18 protein-coding genes and 3 tRNA genes are annotated in these 24,516 nt (G+C 59.4%); 6 read left to right on the top strand and 15 right to left on the bottom strand.

Going from position 1 to position 24,516, the window contains the following annotated elements; translation table 11 throughout:
* The 3 genes from serC to purU form a co-directional block, all read right to left on the bottom strand.
* The gene (serC, locus tag MLC59_RS04125; protein ID WP_248231112.1) at positions 1 to 1,083 is read right to left on the bottom strand and encodes a 3-phosphoserine/phosphohydroxythreonine transaminase; all 1,083 of its coding nucleotides are present in this window, start codon (positions 1,081 to 1,083) and stop codon (positions 1 to 3) included.
* Complete coding sequence (gyrA, locus tag MLC59_RS04120; protein ID WP_248231111.1) at positions 1,076 to 3,700, bottom strand: DNA gyrase subunit A; 2,625 nt, start codon at positions 3,698 to 3,700, stop codon at positions 1,076 to 1,078. The genes serC and gyrA overlap by 8 nt, the downstream gene beginning before the upstream one ends.
* An 84-nt stretch (positions 3,701 to 3,784) precedes the next feature.
* Entirely contained in the window at positions 3,785 to 4,639 is an 855-nt protein-coding gene (gene purU / locus MLC59_RS04115) for a formyltetrahydrofolate deformylase (RefSeq protein WP_248231108.1), read from the bottom strand.
* A gap of 158 nt (positions 4,640 to 4,797) precedes the next feature.
* On the opposite strand from purU, the gene ggt reads away from it, so the two are divergent.
* Positions 4,798 to 6,522: a gamma-glutamyltransferase gene (ggt, locus tag MLC59_RS04110; RefSeq protein WP_248231106.1), complete on the top strand. Its 1,725-nt coding sequence runs from the start codon at positions 4,798 to 4,800 to the stop codon at positions 6,520 to 6,522.
* Here the strand turns inward: ggt and MLC59_RS04105 are convergent.
* Positions 6,516 to 6,950, bottom strand: coding sequence for an acyl-CoA thioesterase (locus MLC59_RS04105; RefSeq protein ID WP_248231104.1), 435 nt, complete (start codon positions 6,948 to 6,950; stop codon positions 6,516 to 6,518). The two genes, ggt and MLC59_RS04105, sit on opposite strands and share 7 nt — an antisense overlap.
* A gap of 255 nt (positions 6,951 to 7,205) precedes the next feature.
* On the opposite strand from MLC59_RS04105, the gene MLC59_RS04100 reads away from it, so the two are divergent.
* Positions 7,206 to 7,994, top strand: a complete 789-nt coding sequence (locus MLC59_RS04100; protein ID WP_248231103.1) for a universal stress protein — start codon at positions 7,206 to 7,208, stop codon at positions 7,992 to 7,994.
* 57 nt (positions 7,995 to 8,051) lie between these two features.
* Here MLC59_RS04100 and MLC59_RS04095 read toward each other — a convergent pair whose 3' ends face one another.
* Positions 8,052 to 8,393 carry a 4a-hydroxytetrahydrobiopterin dehydratase gene (locus tag MLC59_RS04095; RefSeq protein WP_248231101.1) on the bottom strand — a complete coding sequence of 114 codons (342 nt, stop codon included), beginning with the start codon at positions 8,391 to 8,393 and terminating at the stop codon, positions 8,052 to 8,054.
* Positions 8,394 to 8,551: 158 nt separating this feature from the next.
* On the opposite strand from MLC59_RS04095, the gene imuA reads away from it, so the two are divergent.
* The 3 genes from imuA to MLC59_RS04080 are packed head-to-tail and all read left to right on the top strand — an operon-like array spanning position 8,552 to position 13,779.
* Entirely contained in the window at positions 8,552 to 9,232 is a 681-nt protein-coding gene (imuA, locus tag MLC59_RS04090; RefSeq protein WP_248231099.1) for a translesion DNA synthesis-associated protein ImuA, read from the top strand.
* 3 nt (positions 9,233 to 9,235) lie between these two features.
* Positions 9,236 to 10,648, top strand: coding sequence for a Y-family DNA polymerase (locus MLC59_RS04085; protein WP_248231096.1), 1,413 nt, complete (start codon positions 9,236 to 9,238; stop codon positions 10,646 to 10,648).
* Between the two features lie 11 nt (positions 10,649 to 10,659).
* Positions 10,660 to 13,779: an error-prone DNA polymerase gene (locus MLC59_RS04080; protein ID WP_248231095.1), complete on the top strand. Its 3,120-nt coding sequence runs from the start codon at positions 10,660 to 10,662 to the stop codon at positions 13,777 to 13,779.
* 588 nt (positions 13,780 to 14,367) lie between these two features.
* Here the strand turns inward: MLC59_RS04080 and MLC59_RS04075 are convergent.
* The 4 genes from MLC59_RS04075 to dbpA form a co-directional block, all read right to left on the bottom strand.
* Positions 14,368 to 15,702, bottom strand: coding sequence for a sodium ion-translocating decarboxylase subunit beta (locus MLC59_RS04075; RefSeq protein WP_248231093.1), 1,335 nt, complete (start codon positions 15,700 to 15,702; stop codon positions 14,368 to 14,370).
* A gap of 13 nt (positions 15,703 to 15,715) precedes the next feature.
* On the bottom strand, positions 15,716 to 17,512 hold the full coding sequence (oadA, locus tag MLC59_RS04070; RefSeq protein WP_248231092.1) for a sodium-extruding oxaloacetate decarboxylase subunit alpha: 1,797 nt from the start codon (positions 17,510 to 17,512) through the stop codon (positions 15,716 to 15,718).
* A gap of 42 nt (positions 17,513 to 17,554) precedes the next feature.
* The gene (locus MLC59_RS04065; RefSeq protein ID WP_248231090.1) at positions 17,555 to 17,806 is read right to left on the bottom strand and encodes an OadG family protein; all 252 of its coding nucleotides are present in this window, start codon (positions 17,804 to 17,806) and stop codon (positions 17,555 to 17,557) included.
* A 226-nt stretch (positions 17,807 to 18,032) separates the two neighbouring features.
* A complete protein-coding gene (gene dbpA, locus MLC59_RS04060) occupies positions 18,033 to 19,424 on the bottom strand; it encodes an ATP-dependent RNA helicase DbpA (protein ID WP_427901697.1) in 1,392 nt (463 codons plus the stop codon).
* Positions 19,425 to 19,522: 98 nt separating this feature from the next.
* Here dbpA and MLC59_RS04055 point away from each other — a divergent pair, with 98 nt between their 5' ends.
* Entirely contained in the window at positions 19,523 to 20,062 is a 540-nt protein-coding gene (locus tag MLC59_RS04055) for a DUF2058 domain-containing protein (protein ID WP_248231084.1), read from the top strand.
* Between the two features lie 96 nt (positions 20,063 to 20,158).
* On the opposite strand, the gene MLC59_RS04050 is transcribed toward MLC59_RS04055, so the two are convergent.
* The 6 genes from MLC59_RS04050 to MLC59_RS04025 all read right to left on the bottom strand — a co-directional run bounded on the left by MLC59_RS04050 (position 20,159) and on the right by MLC59_RS04025 (position 24,345).
* The gene (locus MLC59_RS04050; protein WP_248231082.1) at positions 20,159 to 21,592 is read right to left on the bottom strand and encodes an alpha/beta hydrolase; all 1,434 of its coding nucleotides are present in this window, start codon (positions 21,590 to 21,592) and stop codon (positions 20,159 to 20,161) included.
* A 460-nt stretch (positions 21,593 to 22,052) separates the two neighbouring features.
* A tRNA-Arg gene (locus tag MLC59_RS04045) sits at positions 22,053 to 22,129 on the bottom strand.
* A 93-nt stretch (positions 22,130 to 22,222) separates the two neighbouring features.
* Positions 22,223 to 22,299 (bottom strand) — tRNA-Arg (locus MLC59_RS04040).
* A gap of 166 nt (positions 22,300 to 22,465) precedes the next feature.
* Positions 22,466 to 22,555 (bottom strand) — tRNA-Ser (locus MLC59_RS04035).
* Positions 22,556 to 22,726: 171 nt separating this feature from the next.
* A complete protein-coding gene (gene csrA / locus MLC59_RS04030; protein ID WP_248231081.1) occupies positions 22,727 to 22,930 on the bottom strand; it encodes a carbon storage regulator CsrA in 204 nt (67 codons plus the stop codon).
* Positions 22,931 to 23,112: 182 nt separating this feature from the next.
* On the bottom strand, positions 23,113 to 24,345 hold the full coding sequence (locus tag MLC59_RS04025) for an aspartate kinase (RefSeq protein WP_248231079.1): 1,233 nt from the start codon (positions 24,343 to 24,345) through the stop codon (positions 23,113 to 23,115).
* Positions 24,346 to 24,516: the final 171 nt, after the last annotated feature.

Below are 24,516 nucleotides of genomic sequence, written 5' to 3'. Positions count from 1 at the left end.
TCAGCCATGCTCCTTCGCAAATCCGGCCATATAGTCGATCAGGGCATCCACGCCGGCCTCGGGCATGGCGTTGTAAATGCTGGCCCGCATACCACCCACACTCCGGTGTCCTTTCAGATTCAGCAGGCCACGCTCGTCCGCACCCTTCAGGAACGCACTGTTGAGGGCGTCGTCCGCCAAGGTAAACGGTACATTCATCCAGGAACGGAAGCGGGGATCAATGGGGTTGGCGTAGAAGTCATTGTCATCAATGAAACCATACAGCTTGGTGGCCTTGCGGCGATTAATCTCTGCAATCGCCTCGACGCCACCCTGCTCCTGTAGCCACTTGAACACCAGCCCGGCCAGGTACCATGAATAGGTCGCCGGCGTGTTGTACATGGAACCGTTATCGGCAATGACCTGGTAATTCATCATGGTGGGGGTTTCCGCACGTGCCTTGCCCAGCAGGTCCTTGCGGATAATGAGCACCACAAGGCCGGACGGGCCGATATTCTTCTGGGCACCGGCATAGATCAGGCCAAACTTAGACACATCCAGCGGTCGGGACAGCATGGTGGAGGACATATCTGCCACCAGGGGAACATGACCGCTCTCGGGAATAAAGTCGTACTCAAGGCCACCGATGGTCTCGTTGGGCGTGTAATGCAGGTAGGCCGCATCGGACCGGGTGTTCCAGGTTTCCTGCAGGGGCACCGTGGTAAAACCACTATCCTCACTGGAAGCCGCCACGTTAATGTCTCCGTAACGGCTCGCCTCGGCAATGGCTTTCTTCGACCAGATACCGGTGTTTACATAGTCGGCACGGCCATTGTCCCCCAGCAGGTTCAGGGGAATGGTGGCGAACTGACTGGAAGCGCCACCCTGCATGAAGAGTACGGCGTAATCATCTGAAATTCCAGCAAGTTCCCTAAGATCCTGCTCGGCAGTTTCAGCGATTTCCACGAATTCGTCACTGCGGTGACTCATTTCCATCACGGACATCCCTGTGCCACGCCAGTCCAGCATTTCTTCACGGGCCTGGCGGAGTACGGGCTCCGGCAGTGTCGCCGGGCCGGCGCAAAAGTTGTACGCCCTACTCATCGGCTGACTCTCCACTGTTGTCGTCGCTGCCACTGTCCACTGCGGAATCCTCTCCGGCTTCCGCCTCTTCGTCTTCGTCTTCGTCGTCACTCTCGGCGATCCGCTCCACACCCACCAGGCGCTCGTCTTCCTGGCTGAGACGGATCAGCCGCACACCCTGGGTATTACGACTGAGTACAGACACCTCATCAGTCCGGGTACGCACCAGGGTGCCCTTGTCGGAGATGAGCATCATTTCATCACCGTCAAACAACTGCAGCGCGGTGACCAGGTTGCCGTTACGTTCCGAGCACTGCATGGCAATAACGCCCTGGCTGCCACGACTGTAGGTGGGGAACTCATCAATGGCGGTGCGCTTGCCGTAGCCATGCTCACTGGCGGTCAGAATGACTCCGCCCTCCTGCGGGATGATCAGCGACACTACGTGGTGGCCATCAGGCATCCGGATACCACGAACACCGCGGGCCGTCCGGCTCATCGGACGCACCTGGTCTTCCTGGAAGCGTACGGCCTTGCCAGCGGTGGAGAACAGCATGACTTCCGCATCGCCCTGGGTGATAGCGGCCCCGATAAGGGTGTCTCCTTCATCCAGGTTCAGGGCGATCAGGCCGTTGGACCTGGGTCGAGAGAAGTTCGGCAGTGGCGTCTTCTTGACCACGCCGTTGGAAGTGGCCATCAATACATAGTGGTCTTCCGGGTAATCCCGCACCGGCAGGAAGGTGGTGATACGCTCACCGTCGTCCAGCGGCAGGATGTTGACCATGGGCCGGCCGCGGGAGCCACGACTGCCCCGGGGAATCTCGAACACCCGCAACCAGTAAACCTTGCCACGGTTGGAGAAGCACAGAATGGTGTCGTGGGAGTTGGCCACCAGCAGTTTTTCAATGAAGTCCTCGTCCTTCATCGACGTCGCCGCCTTGCCACGGCCGCCCCGCCGCTGGGCCTGGTAGTCTTCCACCGCCTGGGTCTTGGCATAGCCACTGTGGGAGATGGTCACCACCAGGTCTTCTTCGTCAATCAGGTCTGCGACGGTCAGGTCACGGCGGGAGCTGACAATCTCGGTACGACGCTCATCACCGTACTCATCGACAATGGCTGCCAACTCGTCACGGATCACCTGCAGCAGGCGCTCCGGATTGCCCAGGATATCCAGCAGGTCAGCGATCTTCTCGACGATGTCCTTGTACTCATTCTGGAGTTTTTCGGTTTCCAGGCCGGTCAGACGATGCAGACGCAGGTCCAGGATCGCCTGGGCCTGTTCCGGGGACAGGTGATACAGGCCGTCCCGCAGGCCATAGATTTCCGGCAGGTCGTCTGGGCGACAGGCATCTTCACCGGCCCGCTCGAGCATGGCCAGCACATCACCCGGTGACCAGCCCTTGTCCATGAGCTTTTCCTTCGCTTCCGCTGCGGACGGGGAAGCCTTGATCAGCTCAATAATCTCGTCAATGTTGGCCAGGGCGACGGTAAGACCTTCGAGGATATGACCCCGCTCCCGGGCCTTGCGCAGCTCGTAGATGGTACGACGAGTGACCACTTCCCGGCGGTGACGCACGAAGGCATCCAGCATTTCCTTCAGGTTCAGCGTCTTGGGCTCGCCGTTGAGCAACGCCACCATGTTGATGCCAAATACGGTTTCCAGCTGCGTCTGGGCAAACAGGTTGTTGACGATCACATCCGGGTTCTCGCCCCGGCGCAACTCGATCACTACCCGTATACCTTCCTTGTTGGATTCGTCCCGAAGCTCGGTGATGCCTTCCAGGCGCTTTTCCTTCACCAGCTCGGCAATCTTCTCGATCAGGCGGGCCTTGTTCAGCTGATACGGCAGCTCAGTGATGATGATGGCATCGCGGCCGGTTTTCTTGTCGTGCTCGATCTCGTGGCGGGCACGAATGTAGATACGTCCGCGACCGGTACGGTAGGCCTCAACGATACCGGCCCGACCGTTGATGATGCCCTGGGTCGGAAAGTCCGGCCCGGGAATGATATCCATCAGCTCATCGATGGTGGTGTCCGGGTTGTCGATCAGGGCCAGGCAGCCGTTGACCACTTCGGTCAGGTTGTGGGGCGGGATGTTGGTCGCCATACCCACGGCGATACCGGAAGAGCCGTTGACCAGCAGGTTGGGTACACGGGTAGGCAGGACTTCCGGTATCCGTTCGGTGCCGTCGTAGTTATCAACGAAATCCACCGTTTCCTTGTCAAGATCCGCCAGCAAGGCATGGGCGATCTTTTCCATGCGGATTTCGGTATAACGCATGGCAGCAGCATTATCGCCGTCGATGGAACCAAAGTTGCCCTGCCCGTCCACCAGGGGATAACGCAATGAAAACGGCTGCGCCATCCTTACGATGGTGTCATAGACCGCAGAATCGCCATGGGGATGGTACTTACCGATAACGTCACCCACCACACGGGCGGACTTCTTGTACGGCTTGTTCCAGTCGTTGCCCAGTTCGGACATGGCGAAGAGAACGCGCCGGTGTACCGGCTTGAGGCCATCGCGGACATCGGGAAGCGCCCGGCCGATGATGACGCTCATGGCATAGTCCAGGTAGGACTGCTTGAGCTCGTCTTCGATATTGACCGGCAGGATCTCTTTGGCTAACTCACCCATCGAGAATGGTTCCTTTGAATTTGCTGGAAGTCGTTTTGGTGGTTATAAACAAGCTATCGATGTTACCACATTCGGGTAACCGGCTCAGTCAAAAACCACCGTCTTGTTTTCATAGGTGATGACCCGGTCTTCGACGTGGGCACGCAGTCCCCGGGCCAGCACATTCTTTTCCACATCCTTGCCCAGCCGGACCATATCCTCGATAGCATCGCTGTGACTGATGCGGATCACGTCCTGCTCAATGATCGGCCCCTCATCCAGGTCCTGGGTGACATAGTGGCAGGTGGCGCCGATCAGCTTGACCCCTCGGCTGTAGGCCTGGTGGTAGGGACGAGCACCCGCAAAGGACGGCAGGAACGAGTGGTGGATATTGATCACCTGGCCGGGATACTTTTCACACAGCGCGGCAGGCAGGATCTGCATGTACCGGGCCAGCACGATCACGTCCGCCTCATAGGCCTGGAACAGGCCATCAATCTCGGCGAAGGCCTCAGCCTTGTTCTCCTTGCTGACGGGGATACAGTGGTAGGGAATCTCGTGCCACTCCACCATGCGACGCAGGTCTTCATGGTTGGAGATAACTGCCGCGATATCCACGTTCAGCTCGCCACTGTGCCAGCGATGCAGCAGGTCGGCTACGCAGTGCGATTCCTTGCTGCACATGAGCACGACTTTCTTGGGTCGCGCAGAATCGGCGACGTGCCAGCTCATGTCGAATTCCCGGGCAATGGGCTCAAACGCAGCGCGGAACTGATCCAGCCCAAAGGGAATGGAGCTGGCCTTGATCTCGTGGCGCATGAAGAACCACCCGGCCTGGTTGTCCGAGTGGTGGCTGGCCTCGGTTATCCAGCCATTGTAGGTGGACAAGAAGTTACTGACTTTTGCAACAATGCCCACCCTGTCCGGGCAGGAAATCACCAGACGGTATGTGTGTTCCATGAACCTGTCCTGTAATGCGACTGGAAGATGCGCAGACGGGCTTTGCTTTCCGCTCAGCGCAAAAGAAAATGACCGGCTATCATAGCCTAATCCGTGGCCGGAACGAAGGTGATGGCCCCGTTTCCCCACAAATCCCTTAACGACACAAGGAGACCACCATGCCTACTGCCTCCTGGCACCTGCGCATTGTCGCACTGCTATGGCTTAGCCTCGTAGCAGGCGCGGCCAGCGCCCAGGCCATTCTTGAAGGCGAGCGCCACCATCCGGTGCCCGGAGCGTACGGCATGGTGGCCACCAGCCACCCCCATGCCACCGAGGTTGCGCTGGAGGTGCTGCGCAATGGCGGTAATGCGGTGGACGCCGCCGTGACGGCGGGCTTTGCCCTCGCCGTAACCCAGCCCCGGTCCGGCAATATAGGCGGCGGTGGCTTTATGCTCTATGCCCCGGGGGACGGCGGTCCGGTGCAGGCCATTGATTACCGCGAGACGGCACCGGCAGCTGCCACCGAAACCATGTATCAGAACGAGGATGGCGAGGTGGTGCCGGAGCGCAGTCGCTTCAGCCACCTGGCCTCCGGTGTGCCGGGTACGGTCGCCGGACTTGCGCTGGCGCTGGAACAATACGGCACCATTAGCCTGGCAGAGGCGCTGGCTCCGGCAGTCCGCCTGGCCCGGGACGGATTCGAAGTCCCCCACCGCTTCACCGAGGGCCTGGAGCAGGCCAGGGACCGACTGATCCGATGGCCAGCCACCCGGGAGGCCTTCTACGGCGACGATGGCAAGCCACCGGCGCCGGGGGAGCGTTTCCGCCAGCCCGACCTGGCCGCCACCCTGCAGCGTATCGCGGACCACGGCATCGGGGATTTCTACGAGGGTGAAACCGCCCGCCTGATCGTGGCCGAGATGCAGCGTGGCGGAGGCCTGATTACCCTGGAAGACCTGGCCGGCTACCAACCGGTCATTCGCGAGCCGGTCCGGGGCACCTATCGGGGGCACGAGATCTTTTCCATGTCTCCCCCCAGCTCCGGGGGCGCGCATATCGTGCAGATCCTCAACATCCTTGAGGACTATCCCGTGGGAAATTATGGCCACAACTCCGCCCGGACAATCCATCTGATGGCAGAGGCTATGAAGCGGGCCTACGCCGATCGCTCCGAGTACCTGGGGGATACGGACTATGTTGAGGTGCCGCTGGACGGCATCACCAGCAAGGACTACGCCGATTCACTGCGACAGGAAATCGACCCGGACCAGGCCACCCCCTCGAAGGATATCGGACCGGGGAACCCTGCACCCTACGAAAGCAACGAAACCACCCACTTCTCCATCGTGGACCGCTGGGGCAACGCTGTTTCAAACACTTACACCATAAACTTCAGCTATGGCTCAGGTATCACCGTGGCCGGCGCCGGCTTCCTGCTGAACAATGAGATGGACGACTTCAGTGCCAAGCCGGGCGTGGCCAACGCCTACGGACTGATCGGGGGCGAGGCCAACAAAATCGAGCCAGGCAAGCGCATGCTCAGCTCCATGTCTCCGACCATTGTCCGGCGGGACGGCGAGAACTTCCTGGTCACGGGAAGCCCGGGCGGCTCGCGGATTATCACTACCACCCTGCAGGTGCTCATGAACGTGATCGACCACGGCATGAATATCCAGTCTGCGGTGGAGGCGCCCCGGATCCACCACCAGTGGCTGCCGGATGAGATTCGCATTGAACAGGGGATCAGCCCGGACACCATCGACCTGCTTGAGTCCATGGGCCACACGGTAGAAACCCGGTCCGCCATGGGAGCTATCCAGAGCGTACTGATCGACGCTGACGGGCGCCGCTGGGGGGCTGCAGACCCCCGCCGCAGCACCTCGTCTGCCCGGGGTTACTGAGACAACTGCTCCAGTGCCGCCCGCACACCGGCCGGGATGGGCACCGGCCGGTCTGTGTCCCGGTTGACAAAGACGTGTACGAAGCGCCCGACGGCACAGGCCTGTTCTTCGCCTTCACGGAAAATGCCGATATTGTAGGTCACCGAGCTGTTACCCAGCTTCTCCACCCGCAGCCCGGCCTCAACCTTTTCCGGGTAGGCCACCGGGCTGAAGTAGTCACAGGACGAACTCACCACGTAGGCAATTTCCTGCCCCTGGTGGATATCCAGCCCGCCCTGCTCGATCAGGTAACGGTTCACGCAGGTATCAAACCAGGCGTAATAGGTCACGTTATTGACGTGGCCATAGAGGTCATTGTCCGCCCAGCGGGTGGTGATGGAATCAAAGGCCATGAAACGGCCCCGGTACCTGGCATCTTCAGTGGTCATGAAACGGCTTCCGAAAGGGTCACTGGTCCTGATGTAACACCACTCCCCCTGGCACGAGGGCGCAGCGGGGTGAATATACAATCAGCTGTATTGGCGCCATTTTAGCGGCATAGCAATGCCAATGAAAAACCATCATCCATGAAGCCACGCTCACACCCACTTCGCAGGCACCCTGACCGGAATCAATAGCACTGACAGCACTTTGTGCTAGCTTTAAAGAAAATTGCAAAGGCATTTACTCCGGAGAGTGCATATATGCTGAGCCATATGATTCTGAGCGTGGATTACTCCGACGGCTGGGAACAGGCCATCCTTCAGCTTCCCCCTCTACTGAAACGCCTGGGTATCAACAAGTTAACCCTGACTTATGTTATCGAACCCCATACCCGTAAACACATCGAAGACAGCGAAGGGGCCGTGGAAGGCAAGCTCAGGGACCTGGCGAAAAGATATGCGGGTGACTGGGGCGTGGAAACCGATGTCGCGGTGCGCCATGGCTTCATTGCGTCCTGCATCGCGGAACTGACGCGGTACTTGCAGGCAGACGGTGTTATCTGTTGCAGCACCCATCATTCTGCAGGCCGTGAACTGTTCATGGGCAATATCACCATGAACCTTGCCCGGATGGTCCGGCAACCTCTACTCGTCCTGCCAGTAGAGGGACAACCCTCGTCTGATCAGTCACCGATATTCCTGGCAACCGATGGCTCCGGAAATGCCGGGCGGGCCCTGGACCTGTTCCGGCAACTGGTTAACGACGGTCAGCAAGGCCGGGTGGTCTGGGTACGCCCCGAGGATGCGCCAGAGGAAGCGGACCAGGTCGATCAGCTGGTACACGACATTGCCAACAGCAAATCCTCCGTGCACGCCCGTATCCTCAATGGCCAGCCAGCACGGGAACTACTGGAGCTGATCAGAGACAGCCGTCCGGCCCTGACACTGATCGGCAAGCGGGGCACTACCCCGGTGGAACAGCTTCCCCTGGGGCATACATCCGAGTCCGTGGTCCGGGAGAGTCTCAGCCCTGTATTGCTGGTTCCATGAGCCCTATGCAGGCCGTTCGCCGGCCGGGGCGCCCGGATGATGGCTGCCGCGCAACGCCTATACCTGGTAGATACCGTCCGTACGGGCCGCCATAATGAAATCGTTACGGTGCAGGCCCTGGATCTTGTGGGTCCACCAGCGCACCGTAACCTTGCCAAACTCCAGCAGAATCGCCGGGTGGTGACCTTCGGCTTCGGCCAGCTCCGCCACCCGGTTGGTAAAGGCCTGACCCTGAACGAAGTTGCGGAAGGAGTACACACGCTGCAACTGTGCCACTTCCCCGTGATGCACTAACTCCCAGTCCGGCAACTGCATCAATAACGCCTCCTGCTCTTTTGCAGAAACCTGCGGGGCGTCAGCCCGGCAAGCTTCACAGTGCTGCTCAGCCAATCTGCCCATAAACCCTCCCTGAACTTCATTGGTATTGGTATCGGTCACTGATCGTTATACACACCCACAAGGCCGGTCAGCAAGAATCCACGATCAGTACATGCATGCTGCTTGAAAATCTACCTCGCCCATAATACTGTATATTTAAACAGTATCCGAATGAAAAGATGAGTGACCTGCTGAATTCCCTGTTCGACGACGCCCGCCTCTGGCGCGGGCACCGCCAGCTTGCAACAGAGCAAACCCCGGAGCATACCGGCTTTGCCGCCCTGGACCGAGAGCTCGGGGGCCTTGGCTGGCCCCGGGGCGCTCTCAGTGAATGCCTGCTGGACGGCCCTGGCATTGGTGAACTTCACCTGGTTTTACCCCTGCTGCAACGAGTGACGGCAAGGCGGCAATGCGTCTTCTGGGTAAACCCGCCGTTTACACCCTATGCCCCCGCCCTCGCCCGGGAGGAGGTCGACCTGGACCAGGTCGTGCTGGTAAAGACAGAACACCAGCAAGACCTGTTATGGACCCTGGAGAATTGCCTGCGCTCACCGGCCACAGGACTGGTTCTGGCCTGGCCAGAAACCCTGGCTGCCCGGGACATCCGACGCCTGCAACTGGCCGCCGAGGCCGGGCAAAGCACCTGCATACTGTTCCGCAACCGGCGGGAGGCCTGCCAGAGTTCACCGGCAGCACTCCGGCTGGAACTGGTTCCAGACGACCGCCTGGGCCTTCAGGTGAACATCCTCAAACGTCGCGGAGGCTGGCCCGGTCAGGGTTGCACAATCGCCATGGGCACCCGGATCAATCAGGAAATGACCGAAGCCCGTACTGTCATCCATGGCCCCTGGACCGGATAGACCATGCCCTGGCTTTACCTGCACTTTCACCACCTGCTGCTGAACCATGTTGCCCGTGCCATGGAGGCTGATGCCCCCCTGGCAGTTATTTGCCAGGGTTCACGGCGAGTATTGCAGGCCGGCCCCCGGGCCATAGAGCTTGGTGTCAGGCCCGGCACCGCCTTCAAGACCGCCCTAAACCTGGCGCCGGAGCTGGTCATGTTCCATGCCGACGACGACCGCCAGGCCCGCATCCTGGAACAACAGGCCCACTGGCTGTACCACCATATGGACCGGATCACCCTGTATCCGCCGGATGGCCTGCTGGCAGACGCAGGCAGTGTGAAGCGTCTGTATGGTGGCCTGCTGCCTCTCAGGAAAGCCTTGCAAGAGGCCCTGGCAGAGCGCCAGCTGGACGCCACCCTGTCCACCGGACCGACCCCGCTGGCAGCCCGCTTGCTGGCCCGGGCCGGCGTGGACTGTTTTACCGATAGCCATGAAGAGATGACCGCGCACCTGGCTACCCTGCCCCTGACCCACACAGAATTTGAAGGGCGCACCCTGCAACGACTCAATCGCCTGGGACTAACCAGGCTGGGCCAGTTGCAACAACTACCGCCGGCTGAACTCGCCCGTCGGCTGGCGCCGGAAACCCTGGCTCATATCCAGCGCATCCTCGGCCAGCGCCCTGACCCTCAAACCAGCTGGCAACCACCCCGCGACTTCCGGCAAAGGGCGGACTTCGGCCTGCCTGTGGAGAAAGCCCAGGGTTTGCTGTTTGCCCTGCAGCGTACCCTGGCAGAGCTGGAAAATGATCTGCAATGGCGCCAGCAGGGCGCGGACACCCTGTTACTCACACTGTATCACTACCGTCAGGAGCCCAGCCGCCTGCGTATACGGAGCACCGGCCCGGAACACCGGGCCGAGGCCTTTCTCAACCTGTTGCGGATTCGCCTGGAGCAATACCCCCTGCAGGCGCCGGTGGAAGCCCTGGAACTGCGGGTAACCCGCTTCCTGGACCGACATACAGCGTCATCCGCGGACCTGCTTGGTGAAACCCCGGACACAGGGGAAGCCTGGCACACCCTGGTCAGCCGGCTGCAGGCCCGGCTTGGCGAGCAGGCCCTGACACACCTGGCACCGGCAGCAGACCACCGGCCGGAAAGGGCCTGGAGCGCCCGCAGCCTGGCTCGCCGGGGCCGGGACCCCATACCGGAGCACCTTCCCCTGCGCCCCCTCTGGCTGCTACCCCATCCTGCCCCTTTGCAGGCGGCCCCGGAAGAGTGGCTGGGCGGGCCGGAGCGCATCAGTGGTGGCTGGTGGGACGGCGAGCGGGTTCTGAGGGACTACTACATCGCCCGGCTGCCGGAAGGTCAGCTGGCCTGGATCTACCGTGACAACCAGCAAGGCTGGTTTGTCCATGGCTGGTTTGGATAACGCGAAAGACCATGAGTTACGCCGAACTGTACTGTTTCAGCAACTTCACCTTCCTGACCGGTGCCTCCCACCCCCATGAACTGGCGGAACAGGCACTGGCAAACGGCTACCGTGCCCTGGCCATTACCGATGCCTGTTCCGTGGCCGGCATACCACGGGCCTGGCAGGCCCTCAAACACAGTGACGTTGCCCTGATCACCGGCAGCTACTTCGAACTGGAGCCTGACACCCCCGATCATCCCCCAACCCGGCTGATCCTCCTGGCCTGTACCCGCCAGGGATACGGACAGCTTTGCCAGCTGATCACCCTTGGTCGTCGCCGGGCTTCCAAGGGGCAGTACCAGTTGTTTACCGATGACCTGGACAGCCATCTCCTGACTGACTGCCTGTGCCTGTGGCTGGCCCCTACCGCACAGGAGGCCTCGTTTACCTGTGCCCTGAAAGCCGGTCAGGGGCTCCACAACCGGTTTCCCGACAGGTTCTGGCTGGCCGCCAGCCGCGCCCTGGCGTGCGGCGAAGAGCAACAACTACACCGCATTCGTGCCCTGTCCAGAGAGCTGGAGCGCCCGGTGGTCGCCACCGGCGAAGTGCATATGCATGACCGCCAGCGCCAACCCCTGCAAGACGTACTCACCGCCATTCGCCACAACACCAGCCTGGAACAGGCCGGCCACCGGCTGTTCCAGAATGGCGAGCGTTACCTGAGGCCCTTGCCGGTCCTTCACCGGCTTTTCCCTGAGGAGTGGATCAACGAAACCCTGGTAATTGCCGAGCAATGTACCTTTCGCCCCGGTGAACTGCGGTACGAATACCCCGGCGACCTGGTGCCACCAGAGCAAACTCCCGCCAGCTGGCTGGAAATCCTGACCCGGCAGGGCGAACAGCGCCGCTTTCCGGAAGGCACCCCGGCACACATACAGGCCCTGATTCGCAAGGAACTGGCCCTGATCCGTGAGATGGAATACGAGCACTATTTTCTCACCATCCACGACATCGTCAGCTTTGCCCGCCGCCAGGGCATCCTCTGCCAGGGCCGGGGCTCCGCCGCCAACTCGGCGGTGTGTTATTGCCTGGGCATTACCGAGGTAGACCCCCGCCAGATCGAGCTGCTGTTCGAACGGTTCATTTCCAAAGACCGGGACGAGCCACCGGACATCGACGTGGATTTTGAACACGAGCGCCGGGAAGAGGTTATCCAGTACATCTACCAGCGCTACGGCCGGGAACGGGCCGCACTGGCGGCCGCGGTCATCCGCTACCAACCCCGCAGCGCCATCCGGGACGTGGGCAAGGCCCTGGGCTTCGACCCGGCCCAGGTGGAACAATTGCTCAATGGCATCGACTGGCGGGACCGGGAAACCGACTGGCGAAGCCAGATCCTCGACAAGGGCCTGACCCGCCACAAGCGGGTTGCCAACCAGTTCTTTACCCTGGTGAATACCCTGTTGGGCTTTCCCCGCCACCTGTCGCAGCATGTGGGTGGTTTCGTCATCAGCTCCGGCCCCCTGTCGCAACTGGTACCCACTGAAAACGCCGCCATGGCCGGCCGCACCGTCATCCAGTGGGACAAGGATGACCTGGAAAGCCTGGGACTGATGAAAGTGGACGTGCTGGCCCTGGGCATGCTGACGGCCATCCGCAAATCCCTGACCCTGATCAGTGAAGCGAAGGGCGAGCCCTTTACCCTCCAGCACGTGCCCCGGGAAGACAAGGCCACCTATGACATGCTCACCACCGGCGACAGCATCGGTGTCTTCCAGGTGGAATCCCGGGCCCAGATCAACATGCTGCCCCGGCTGAGGCCGGAGAAGTTCTACGACCTGGTGATCGAAGTCGCCATTGTCCGCCCCGGCCCCATCCAGGGCGATATGGTCCATCCCTACCTGAAACGTAAACACGGTCTGGAGGCGGTCACCTACCCCAACGAGGAAGTCCGGGGGGTGCTGGAACGCACCCTGGGCGTGCCCATTTTCCAGGAACAGGTGATCAAGCTGGCCATGGTGGCCGCCGGTTTTACCGCCGGCGAAGCCGACCAGCTACGACGTGCCATGGCCGCGTGGAAGTCCCATGGTGACCTGACAGTATTCCGGGAAAAGCTGATCAGGGGCATGCGGGAACGGGGCCACAGCGAGGACTTTGCCGAACGCCTGTACCACCAGATCTGTGGCTTTGGCGGCTATGGTTTTCCCGAGTCCCACGCCGCCAGCTTTGCGTTGCTGGTCTATGTCTCGGCCTGGATCAAGCGTCACCATCCGGCGGCTTTCTATTGCGGCCTGCTGAACAGCCAACCCATGGGGTTTTACTCGCCTTCCCAGCTGATCCAGGATGCGCGCCGGCATGACGTTGTGGTTTTACCGGTGGATGTTAACCACAGCCACTGGGATTACACCCTGGAAGGTCCCGATGGTCACCTCCGTATTGGCTTGCGACAAGTGCGCGGGCTGAACCGCCAAAGCGCCGAGGCCCTGTGTCAGCAAAGACCCCCCGGCGGCTATACCAGCGTGCAGCAACTCCGCCAGTACACGGCCCTGCCCCAACGAGACCTGGAACTGCTGGCCGGGTCCAACGCCCTTGCCGCAATCAGCGGCCACCGGCACCAGAGTTACTGGGAGCTGCTGGGCCATGAAGAGGCGGCGCCTCTCTGGGTTTCAGAAGACGGGGACGATCAGGCGTATTTACCCGGCGGCGACAGGGTTGACCTGCCTGCTCCGTCAGAAGGTCAGAATGTTCTGGCAGACTACGCCAGCCAGGGGCTCTCCCTGCAGCGCCACCCGTTGGCCTTGCTGAGAGAACAGGGCCATCTGCGTAACTGCCTGAACGCACAGCAACTGAAAACCGCCGAACCCAACCGCCCGGTCCAGGTGGCCGGCCTGGTCACCGGCCGTCAACGTCCCGGCTCTGCCTCTGGCGTAACGTTCGTTACCCTCGAGGACGAATTCGGAAATATCAATGTGGTGGTCTGGCTCAACACGGCACGGCAGCAACGTAAGCCATTGCTGACTTCCCGGTTACTGCATGTAAAAGGCATTGTGGAACGGGAGGGGGACATTGTTCATATCATGGCCGGGAAGCTTACGGACCTCAGCCACCTGATTCAGACATTGCCGGTGCCTTCGCGGGACTTTCAGTAGCTCCTACGGCTTCTTGAGTTACTGCTAGTGTTGGCTGTTGGCTGTTGGCTGTTGGCTGTTGGCTGTTGGCTGTTGGCTGTTGGCCCCAGCTTGCAGGTTTTGGTGGAGGGGCACCAGGGTGGGGGATGCTTTCTCTGCCGCAATTCACGGCCCATCCCTGGGCCGGCCTTGCTCCGCGCCATCCCTGGCGCTGCGACGAAAGCATCCCCCACCCTACTGCCCTACAAATTCCACTCGTGTCCGAAAGTTATAAAAATGGATAGCTGAGTCAAGTGGCTTCCCGCTGGATTCGGACTCCAACCCGTTTACTACCTCAGGGCGTTACTGTTTCACTCATCATTTATTATTTTCAGGCACGAACATACTCCCTTCGGACTGGGGGTATGGGTGGCCCTTTCGTAGCAGCGCCATGGATGGCGCGGTGCAAGGCGGTCCAAGGACGGACCGTGAATTGCAGCGGAGAAAGGGCCACCCATGCCCGCAGGCCAGGCACCCAAATTTGCCGACCAAGAAAACCACGAGGCCAAAACAAGAAAACCCCGAAAGACTCGGAGTCTTTCGGGGTTTTCAGACTACCAGCTACTACAATCAGCCAAGCAGCTTGATCATGACACCGGCAGCTACCGCAGAGCCGATAACGCCGGCCACGTTCGGACCCATGGCGTGCATCAGCAGGAAGTTCTGCGGATTGGCTTCAAGGCCAACCTTGTTGGATACCCGCGCTGCCATCGGCACCGCAGAGACACCGGCAGAACCGATCAGCGGGTTGATCTTCTCCTTTACCATGGCGTTCATCAGCTTCGCCATGAGGACACCACAAGCGGTACCCACACCGAAGGCCACGATACCCAGCGCCAGGATACCCAGGGTCTGGGCATCCAGGAACTTGTCCGCCATCAGCTTGGAGCCAACGGACAGACCCAGGAAGATCGTGGTGATGTTGATTAGAGCATTCTGGGCAGTATCGCTCAGACGCTCAACAACACCACATTCCTTCATCAGGTTACCGAAGCAGAACATACCCAGCAGCGGCGCCGCATCCGGCAGGAACAGAACGACCGCAATGAGTACGACCAGCGGAAAGACGATCTTCTCTTTCTTGCTCACCGGACGCAGCTGGGTCATCTTCATGGCCCGTTCTTCCTTGGAGGTCAACAGCTTCATGATCGGCGGCTGGATCATCGGCACCATCGCCATGTAGGCGTAGGCCGACACCGCAATCGCCCCCAGCAGATGGGGAGCCAGCACACTGGATACGTAGATGGACGTCGGGCCATCCGCACCACCGATGATACCGATAGCAGCGGCTTCCAGGATGGTGAAATCCAGGATGCCCAGCCAGTCAAGCAATGCAGCGCCGAGGACGGTACCGAAGATACCGAACTGCGCAGCAGCACCCAGCAGCATGGTTTTCGGGTTGGCCAGCAGCGGACCAAAGTCCGTCATGGCACCAACACCCATGAAGATGACCAGCGGCCCAATGGTGCTGCCGATAACAACCGAATAGAAGTTATAGAGCATGCCATTGCCATACCCGAAATCCTGGGCAAGGGAGTTGGCCATGGCCATCTCGGAATAGCTGGCCTCTTTTACGGCTACCTTGAACGCTTCCTTGAGCTCGGGCGTGATTGCCTGCCCGGCCTGGTAAGCCACATCCAGAGGCGCTGCCAGCGCTGCCAGGATCTCCGTGCCGCCATCCTTGAGTGCGAAGTGGATGGCATTTTCCGCCGCAGTCAGGGCAAGCCCCGCCTCCGGGATGTTCGCCAGGATGCCGCCGAAGCCAATCGGCACCAGCAGCAACGGCTCAAAGCCCTTACGAATTGCAAGGAACAGCAGCAGCAGGCCGACGAGGATCATGATCGTCTGGCCGGGCGTTATGTTGAACAGGCCACTGCCTGTCCAGAGGGTTAGTAATTTATCCATGGAATGCTGGCCCTTATGCGATTGTCAGCATTTCATCATCAGGGGATACGGCATCACCGACCTTGACGAAGACTTCACCGACGGTGCCGGATTTGTTGGCGCGAACCTCGGTTTCCATTTTCATGGCCTCGAGGATAATCACCACATCACCTTCTTCCACCTGATCCCCTGGGGATACGTGAACCTTGAAGATGTTGCCACCCAGCGGTGCCAGCAGGGGCTCGCCCTCACCAGCAGCCGGGGCCGGGGCAGAAGCCGCCGGTGCGGATGAGCCGCCCGCGCCGCCCTGTGCTTCGATCTGGCTGATTTCACCACCTTCACTCACGGCAACCACGTAGTCCTTGCCGTTAACGCTCACCGTGTAGGTCTCGGGACCTTCAGCTTTCTTCGCTGCGGCCGGGGCCACGTCGTCGGCGCTGGGTACCGGCTCGAACGCATCCGGGTTGTTACGGTTTTCCAGGTACTTCAGACCGATCTGCGGGAACAGAGCGTAGGTCAGGACGTCATCCACTTCCTGGTCAGCCAGCTTGATGTTCTTCTCATCAGCCAGCTTTTTCAGTTCGTCGGTGAGCTTGTCCATTTCCGGCTCGATCAGGTCCGCCGGACGACAGGTGACCGGCTCCTTACCGTCCAGGACTCGCTCCTGAAGCTCTTTATTAAAGTCTGAAGGGGCAGCGCCGTACTCACCCTTGAGGATGGCGGCGGTTTCCTTGGAGATCGACTTGTAGCGCTCACCAGTCAGCACATTCAGTACCGCCTGGGTACCAACGATCTGGGAAGTCGGGGTGACCAGCGGGATAAAGCCCAGGTCTTCGCGTACCTTGGGGATTTCCGCCAGAACCTCATCGAACTTGTCGGTAGCATTCTGCTCACGGAGCTGGTTTTCCATGTTGGTGAGCATGCCACCGGGCACCTGGGCAATCAGGATACGGGAATCCGTGCCACGCAGGCTGCCTTCGAACTTCGCGTACTTCTTGCGCACCTGGCGGAAGTAGCTGGCGATTTCCTCGAGCAGCTCCAGGTCCAGGCCAGTGTCGCGGTCTGTGCCTTCGAGGATGGCAACGACTGCCTCGGTGGGCGAGTGGCCATAGGTCATGGACATGGAAGAGATGGCGGTATCCACGTTGTCGATACCGGCCTCAGCGGCCTTGATAGCCGTGGCCGTGGACATACCGGTGGTCGCATGGCACTGCATGTGGATGGGTACATCCAGTTCTTTCTTCAGGCGGCTGACCAGCTCATAGGCCACGTACGGCTTCAGGATGCCCGCCATGTCCTTGATGGCGATGGAATCTGCGCCCATATCAGCCACTTCCTTGGCCAGCTCTACCCACATGTCGACGGTGTGTACCGGACTGGTGGTGTAGGCAATGGTGCCCTGAGCATGCTTGCCGGTCTTGCGAACCGCCTTGATGGCACGATCCATATTACGGGGATCGTTCATGGCGTCGAAGATCCGGAACACGTCAACGCCGTTCTCGGCGGCGCGCTCACAGAACCGGTCTACCACGTCATCCGCATAGTGGCGGTAGCCCAGCAGGTTCTGGCCACGCAGCAGCATCTGCTGCTGGGTGTTAGGCATGGCTTTTTTAAGCTCGCGGATCCGTTCCCACGGATCTTCGCCCAGGTAGCGAATGCAGGAATCGAATGTGGCTCCACCCCAGGATTCCAATGACCAGAAGCCGACCTTGTCGAGCTTCTCGGCAATCGGCAGCATGTCGTCAAGACGCATGCGGGTGGCCAGCAGGGATTGATGTGCATCCCGCAGGATAACATCCGTAATCCCCAGTGGTTTCTTGGTGTCAGTCATCGTGTCAGCCTTCTGTTAAAAGGTTCTAGTGTTCTGCTCCGGTCACTTCTTGTGGCGTGACCGGTATTGTGCAATCGCTTTCTTTATTGCTTCCGCCGTGTCGGGATCAACCGCAGCGGGTGCAGACGCTTTGGCACGTGGCGTCCTGGCCGGTGTAGCCGGCTCGGGCGGCGCGAATCGGCCAATGATTTTGGACATGAACAGTGTCGCGAATACCAGGATAACCAGGAATACGAACACAAAACCCATGCCTGCGATCATCAGGTCGATCGCCTGTGACATCAGCTCACTCATAACATGTGCTACCTGTGTTGAATGAAATGACTTTCCTCTGACAGCGGTGTTCAGTCGTGAGCAAAGGCCGGGACTAAGACCATTGTCGGAGGCAAAATCCTGCGTAATTTACCGTTTTATCCTTAGGGGAGCAACTAAACTGCACCCCGCAAACCCGCATTTTTGCAGTATTCGCGGAAAAACAATGGGCAAAACCCCGTATAGGTTTTCCGGCTTGCCGCTTCCCTCAAAGTCCTGCCCTGACCGTCCTCACCCGGAATCGGCGCCCCTTGATCCGACCCTGCTCAAGCCGCCTGAGTGCCTTGTCGGCCACGGTCGAATCCACCGCAACAAAACTCTGGAATTCCTGGATGGTAATCTTGCCAACCACACCACCGGGGAGGCCTGCTTCGCCGGTCAGCGCCCCCAGGATATCCCCGGGGCGGACCTTCTCCTTTCGACCTCCGGCAATACACAGGGTCACACGGGCGGGCTGCCATGGCGCCGGCGCGGCAGTCAGTAATTCGCCGGCATCCAGTGGCTCGATCTCAGACCCGCGAGCCTGCTCCAGTCGCGTGACCTTGTGGGCCCGTGCCGGGCTGAAAAAAGTGACCGCCAGGCCCTCATTACCAGCTCGCCCCGTGCGACCGATGCGATGGGTATGGGTTTCCGGAGAGCGGGCGGGCTCCATATTTACAACCAGGGGCAAGTCATCGATATCCAGCCCCCGGGCCGCCACGTCGGTTGCCACCAGGATGGGGCAGCTCTGGCTGGCGAACAGGATCAGAACCTGATCCCTGTCTTTCTGGTCCATATCCCCGTGCAGGGACGCGGCGGTGAAGCCCTGTTGGCCGAGGAACGAAACCACGTCATCACATTGCTGCCTGGTCGCACAGAACACCAGGCATGCAGACGGCTGCCGTGTTGACAGCAAACCCGCAAGTGCTTTCTGTTCCTCGCCGTCTGCAACCTCATAGAAGATCTCCTGGATCGAGGGTGCCGACGCTTCCGGATGCTCTTCCACAGTGACTGAAACCGGGTTCTGCTGGTAACGTTCACTCAGTCGGCGTACATGCTTGGGCCAGGTTGCAGAAAACAGTAGCGTCTGCCTGCGCTCCGGACACCGGGCGACAATAGCGTTGACTGCCTCCTCAAACCCCATGTCCAGCATCCGGTCGGCCTCATCCAGCACCAGCGTGCGCAGTCCGTCCAACGTCAGGGTGCCCTTGTCCAGGTGATCCTTAACCCTGCCCGGGGTGCCAACAATGATATGGGCGCCATGACTCAATGAGCCGATCTGTGGGCCGATTGGCGTTCCGCCGCACAGGGTAAGCACCTTGACGTTATGCTGGCTGCGAGCCAGTTCGCGGATTGCCCTCGCCACCTGGTCAGCAAGCTCCCGTGTGGGACACAGCACCAGGCCCTGGACCGAAAACCGGCGGACTTCCAGTCGCTCGACCAGGCCGATACCGAAGGCGGCGGTTTTACCGGACCCGGTACGCGCCATGGCAATCACATCCTTGCCGGCAAGTACTGCCGGCAAGGCCTGCTGTTGCACCGGTGTTGGCTCAGTGAAACCCAGGATCGAGAGATTATCGAGCATGGCCTGAGACAGGCCTGAGATCTGAAACGACATGATGGAGAAATCCGGAAAGACGGGAGGTTACGGCGGAGGCCATGAGCCCCGTATAATACCGCAATTACACATCGGAATCAGGAACATCAGCAGGACCCACCATGGCTTCACTACAGGATCAACTCCTCAAGGCCGGTCTGGCCGACGAGAAAAAGCTCAAACAACTGCAGAAGGAAAAGAAAAAGCAGCGCAAACAACAACCCAAGGGCGCCGCTCAGACTGACGAAGGCAAGTTGCGGGCCCAGCAGGCCCGGCAGGAAAAGGCCGAGAGAGATCGTCAGCTGAACCAGCAGCGCAACGAGGAAGCCCGTCGCAAGGCTATCGCTGCCCAGATTCGCCAGCTGGTGGAAAGCAACCGCCTTGACCGCAGTCGCTGCGAGGTGGACTACCAGTTTGTTCACGGCAAGAAGATCAAGAAAATCCTGGTGGACGACACCATGACCGACCAGCTGGCCCGGGGCCGCCTGGCAGTGGTTTTCGTGAACGAAAGCTATGAAGTTGTACCCGAGGCAGTCGCGCGCAAGATTATGGAGCGAGACGAAGAAGCTGTCCTGGTGCTACACGACCGCAACAGTCAGGTCGACAAGGATGAGGATGACCCCTATGCGGGGTATGAGATTCCGGATGACCTGATGTGGTAAAAGACCCGCGTGGCCCGGTGAATGGAAACTGACAGGCCCGGCACCGCCCCTATAAAGAGGGCGCCAGTTCGGCGCCCTCTTCTTCCACGGTTACCTTCAGATATCACAGCTCGGCAACGCTGAGCGATCTCGACTTGCGTCGTTGATGGTGTAGTCACAGCCGTACTGAGGATCAGCAACGACGGCCGGGTCAAGGACCTCGTCCCCGCCGGGCTTGGGACCACCATTCACCCAGGTCAGCCAGTCAATCAACGCCGTACTGATTTCGCTACCTGTGAAGTCACAGTGGCTCGGCGCCCTGATTGCCCGCTGGACCAGCAGGTCTTCAGATCCATTCTCAATGGCACCCTCACGATAGAGCTGCTGGTGCCTGAATGGCACATAGAAGTCACCCAGGGTATGGAGGGTCAGAACTGGCACATCGAAATCACCCTCAACCAGCGGTAGCCAGCGAACGCCATCATCCCTGAGCGGGTTCACCCCTTCGTCAGCGGCATCACGCCTGATAGCTTCATTGAAGCTTGCCTCTTCCGCGGTCATGGTGTCTTCGTCAGTCCAGCGATACTCCCGATTCATATTATCGAAATAGCTCTTGGCGAGTATGCCGTTGATATCACCACCGCGGCCGCCGGTTCCTAGGACAGCACCCTGAAGTCCCGGATTGGGAAATCCGTAATCATAGAATACTGGCCGCTCTCCGCCGGTCAGGTCCATCGCGATTTGCTTTGCCCGCTCACCATTCTGGTTTGCCGGCTCCCAGGTGATATTGCCATTGCCGTCAGTTTCAAACAGGGCCACCAGCATGCTGGGCAATGTCTGCTGATACTCTCCGTCCGGCGTATCGCCGAACCCTGACAACTCCTGCACTACACGGGTGTAATCACCGAGCCACTGGAACTGGTTTTGCTCAGCCTGGCAGAAAGGCAACGCGCCCTGATAATCGACCTTATAGGCCGTACGTTCCATGTTCTCACGATCAACCGCAGCGGCAGCTGTGTGCCCCCCGAGGGAGTAGCCGGAGATGAGAACCTGCTGAGGACTGTCGTAAGCTTCACCAAAGTCAGCCTCGATATAGTCCATGACTTCCAACGCGAGCTTATTGGTGTCCTCTATCCCCGCACGTACATCATAGTAGTTGGCCGAATAGGAAGAGGCCGCCCAGGCGTACCCCGCGCCCAGCACAGTGGCCCGCCAGGCAGCGTCCGGTACTGAAACGGCAAGTTCAGCGCCTTCCCCGCGATAGCCATGGGTATACATGATCAGGCCACCGTTCCAGTTGTCTGGCATTTCGGCAGCATAGACTGCAGGGCCTTGAACACCTTCGTAGATGCCATAGTAGGCTGAAGCTGATCCTGACGCCTCAAACGAGATATCAGATGCGGGCGTAAAAGTACGGGTATCGTGTACCCGCGATACTTCTGGTTCGCTACCCTCGTCGTCACTCCCACTGCTGCTATCACCGCAGCCTGTCAGCATCAGTGCGCTCAGAGTGGCGGCTGTAATGGCGATACCGAGTTTGTTTTTTTTCAAGATAACCTCCGGGGTTCGTTGTTTTTATAGCGGCCAGCATACGATTCCGCATAGTGAAATATAGTTCTATGCAGGCCCCTGTTATTAAAGGGGAGGAAACTTCGTTCTGCTAATACCTGATAAACACATATTGATGTATTTATGACACTCAAGTTACACAAGGGAGTTTTTGTTTACGACAAGGGTAAGGGGTAACCAAACACAGAAAGGAGGGAAACGAAAAACGCCGCAGCCGGAGGGGGTGCTCCAGACTGCGGCGTTTCGCTTTAAATGGCGCGGCTGGGAGGATTAGGCGGGCCTGCGGCCCTTCCCCTTCGGGGCCGTCGTCGCTTCGCTCCGACGTTCCTCCGTGCGCAGTGCGCACTCCGGTCGAACCTCTATCGGTTCAAATCCTCCCAGTGCACTACGAAAAACGCCGCAGCCGGAGGGGGTGCTCCAGACTGCGGCGTTTAGCTTTAAATGGCGCGGCTGGGAGGATTCGAACCTCCGACCGCCTGGTTCGTAGCCAGGTACTCTATCCAGCTGAGCTACAGCCGCGCAAAACTTTTGGCGAACCTTTACAGGTTCTGATCCCGTCGTACTCCGGAGTTTGTGGTTTGCTCCGGGTTCACGACGTGACTGTGTAATAAGTGGCGCGGCTGGGAGGATTCGAACCTCCGACCGCCTGGTTCGTAGCCAGGTACTCTATCCAGCTGAGCTACAGCCGCGCAATTACGAAATTTCCGGTCATCCCTGTGACCGCCTGGTTCGTCGCCAGGTGCTTTATCCAGCCGGCCGGCGCTCCGGTGAGCTACAGCCGCGCATCAGACTTTTCTGGTGGTCGATTGCTACGCCGACCGGTTGCCTTTATCCCTTCATTCTCTATAGAAGAAATGGCGGAGAGGGAGGGATTCGAACCCTCGGTACGATTGCTCGTACGGTTCCTTAGCAGGGAACTGGTTTCAGCCACTCACCCACCTCTCCGTGACAACGGCGCGTATACTACCATAATTTTTCTGTTTTCATAGGGTTGACAAGGATTTTTTCTGACTCGTTTGATCCGCCGCCGTTACACCAACAAAAAACCGCCACACCCGGGGGTCGCAGCGGTCTTCTGATCAGCCTAGCCCCTGCAAACAGGGCGCCAGCCTTAGCTCAGTGATTACCCGGCTCAGGACCATCTTCCGGCTCACCCTTCTCACTTTGGATGCGCTGGTAGATTTCCTCACGGTGAACCGCCACTTCCTTCGGGGCGTTTACACCAATACGTACCTGGTTACCTTTTACACCCAGGACGGTCACGGTGACTTCGTCACCGACCATCAGGGTTTCGCCAACACGGCGGGTCAAGATCAACATGTCCTTTACTCCCTATTCCAGAGCTACCTGTTCCGACTTGAACAATTAGTTATAACTTTATACCGGGAATACCAAACCGGAAAGTCGAATAATCCCCTACAGGCACTATGTGACGACCCCGAGTCGATTTGGTTCCCGTTTTGTGGCGAGACCCTGGCGGACCGACCTGTTTATCCGCCGTTTCAGGCCTCTGTCTCGGCCTTATGCAAGTCAAACGCACTGTGAAGCGCCCTGACTGCCAGCTCAAGATACTTTTCATCGATCACCACCGATACCTTGATTTCAGAGGTGGAGATCATACGAATATTGATGCCTTCGTTGGAGAGCGCCTCAAACATACGAGTCGCCACCCCGGCATGGGAGCGCATACCAACACCGACAATACTCACCTTGGCGATCGCGTCGTCACCATTCACTTCACGGGCGCCCAGCTCGTTCGCCAATTGATCCAGGATCGCCCGGGTGCGACGGAGATCATTGCGATGCACAGTGAAGGTGAAGTCTGTCTGGTTATCCGCGCCGACGTTCTGGACAATCATGTCCACTTCGATGTTCGCTTCGCTTACCGGTTTCAATATACGCAGCGCTACACCCGGTGTATCAGGCACACCGGCAATGGTCAGCTTGGCTTCGTCTCGGTTAAAGGCAATTCCGGAAACAACCGGTTGTTCCATGGCGTTATCATCCTCAAAGGTAATCAGGGTGCCCTCGCCTTCCTCAAAGGAGGATAGCACCCGCAACGGAACATTGTACTTGCCGGCGAATTCGACGGCCCGTATCTGCAGAACCTTGGAGCCAAGGCTCGCCATTTCAAGCATTTCTTCAAAGGTAATACGATCAAGGCGGCGCGCTGAGTCCACGACCCGCGGGTCGGTGGTGTATACCCCATCTACGTCTGTATAGATCTGGCACTCATCCGCTTTCAAGGCAGCCGCCAGGGCCACAGCGGTAGTATCGGAACCGCCACGCCCCAGGGTGGTGATATTGCCGTTCTCGTCCACACCCTGGAATCCGGCGACCACAACCACCCGACCTTTGTCCAGGTCACCCCGCATGTTGTGCTCGTCGATTTCCTGGATTCGCGCCTTGGTATGAGAACTGTCGGTGCGGATACGGACCTGGGCTCCGGTATAGGAGCGCGCATCACAGCCCCGCTTCTGAAGCGCCATCGACAGCAACGCAATGGTTACCTGTTCGCCGGTGGACACAAGAACGTCCATCTCCCGGGGCGTAGGTGATTCCATAATATCGTTCGCAAGGGCGATCAGGCGGTTGGTCTCACCACTCATGGCGGAAACCACAACGACGACATCATGCCCCTGTTCGCGGAACCGGCACACCTTCTCCGCGACGGCTTCTATCCGGTCGGTGGAGCCGACGGACGTACCTCCGAATTTCTGAACCAGCAGTGCCATGATCTTCCCAAATTTCCTGGCGGGGCACCTGTCGTACCCCGGGGGGATAACCAGTAACCTGCCAGCCCAATCCGGTGGCAGGTCTTCCCAAAACAGACACCGGGCACCACAAGGGGTGCCCGGCCGAAAAATCGCGAAATTATACCTCTACTTCACCGGCAGATGACAGTA

This window comes from Marinobacter bryozoorum, from assembly GCF_023156245.1.
Lineage (GTDB): Bacteria > Pseudomonadota > Gammaproteobacteria > Pseudomonadales > Oleiphilaceae > Marinobacter > Marinobacter bryozoorum.
This window is presented reverse-complemented; position numbering and strand designations above follow the sequence as displayed.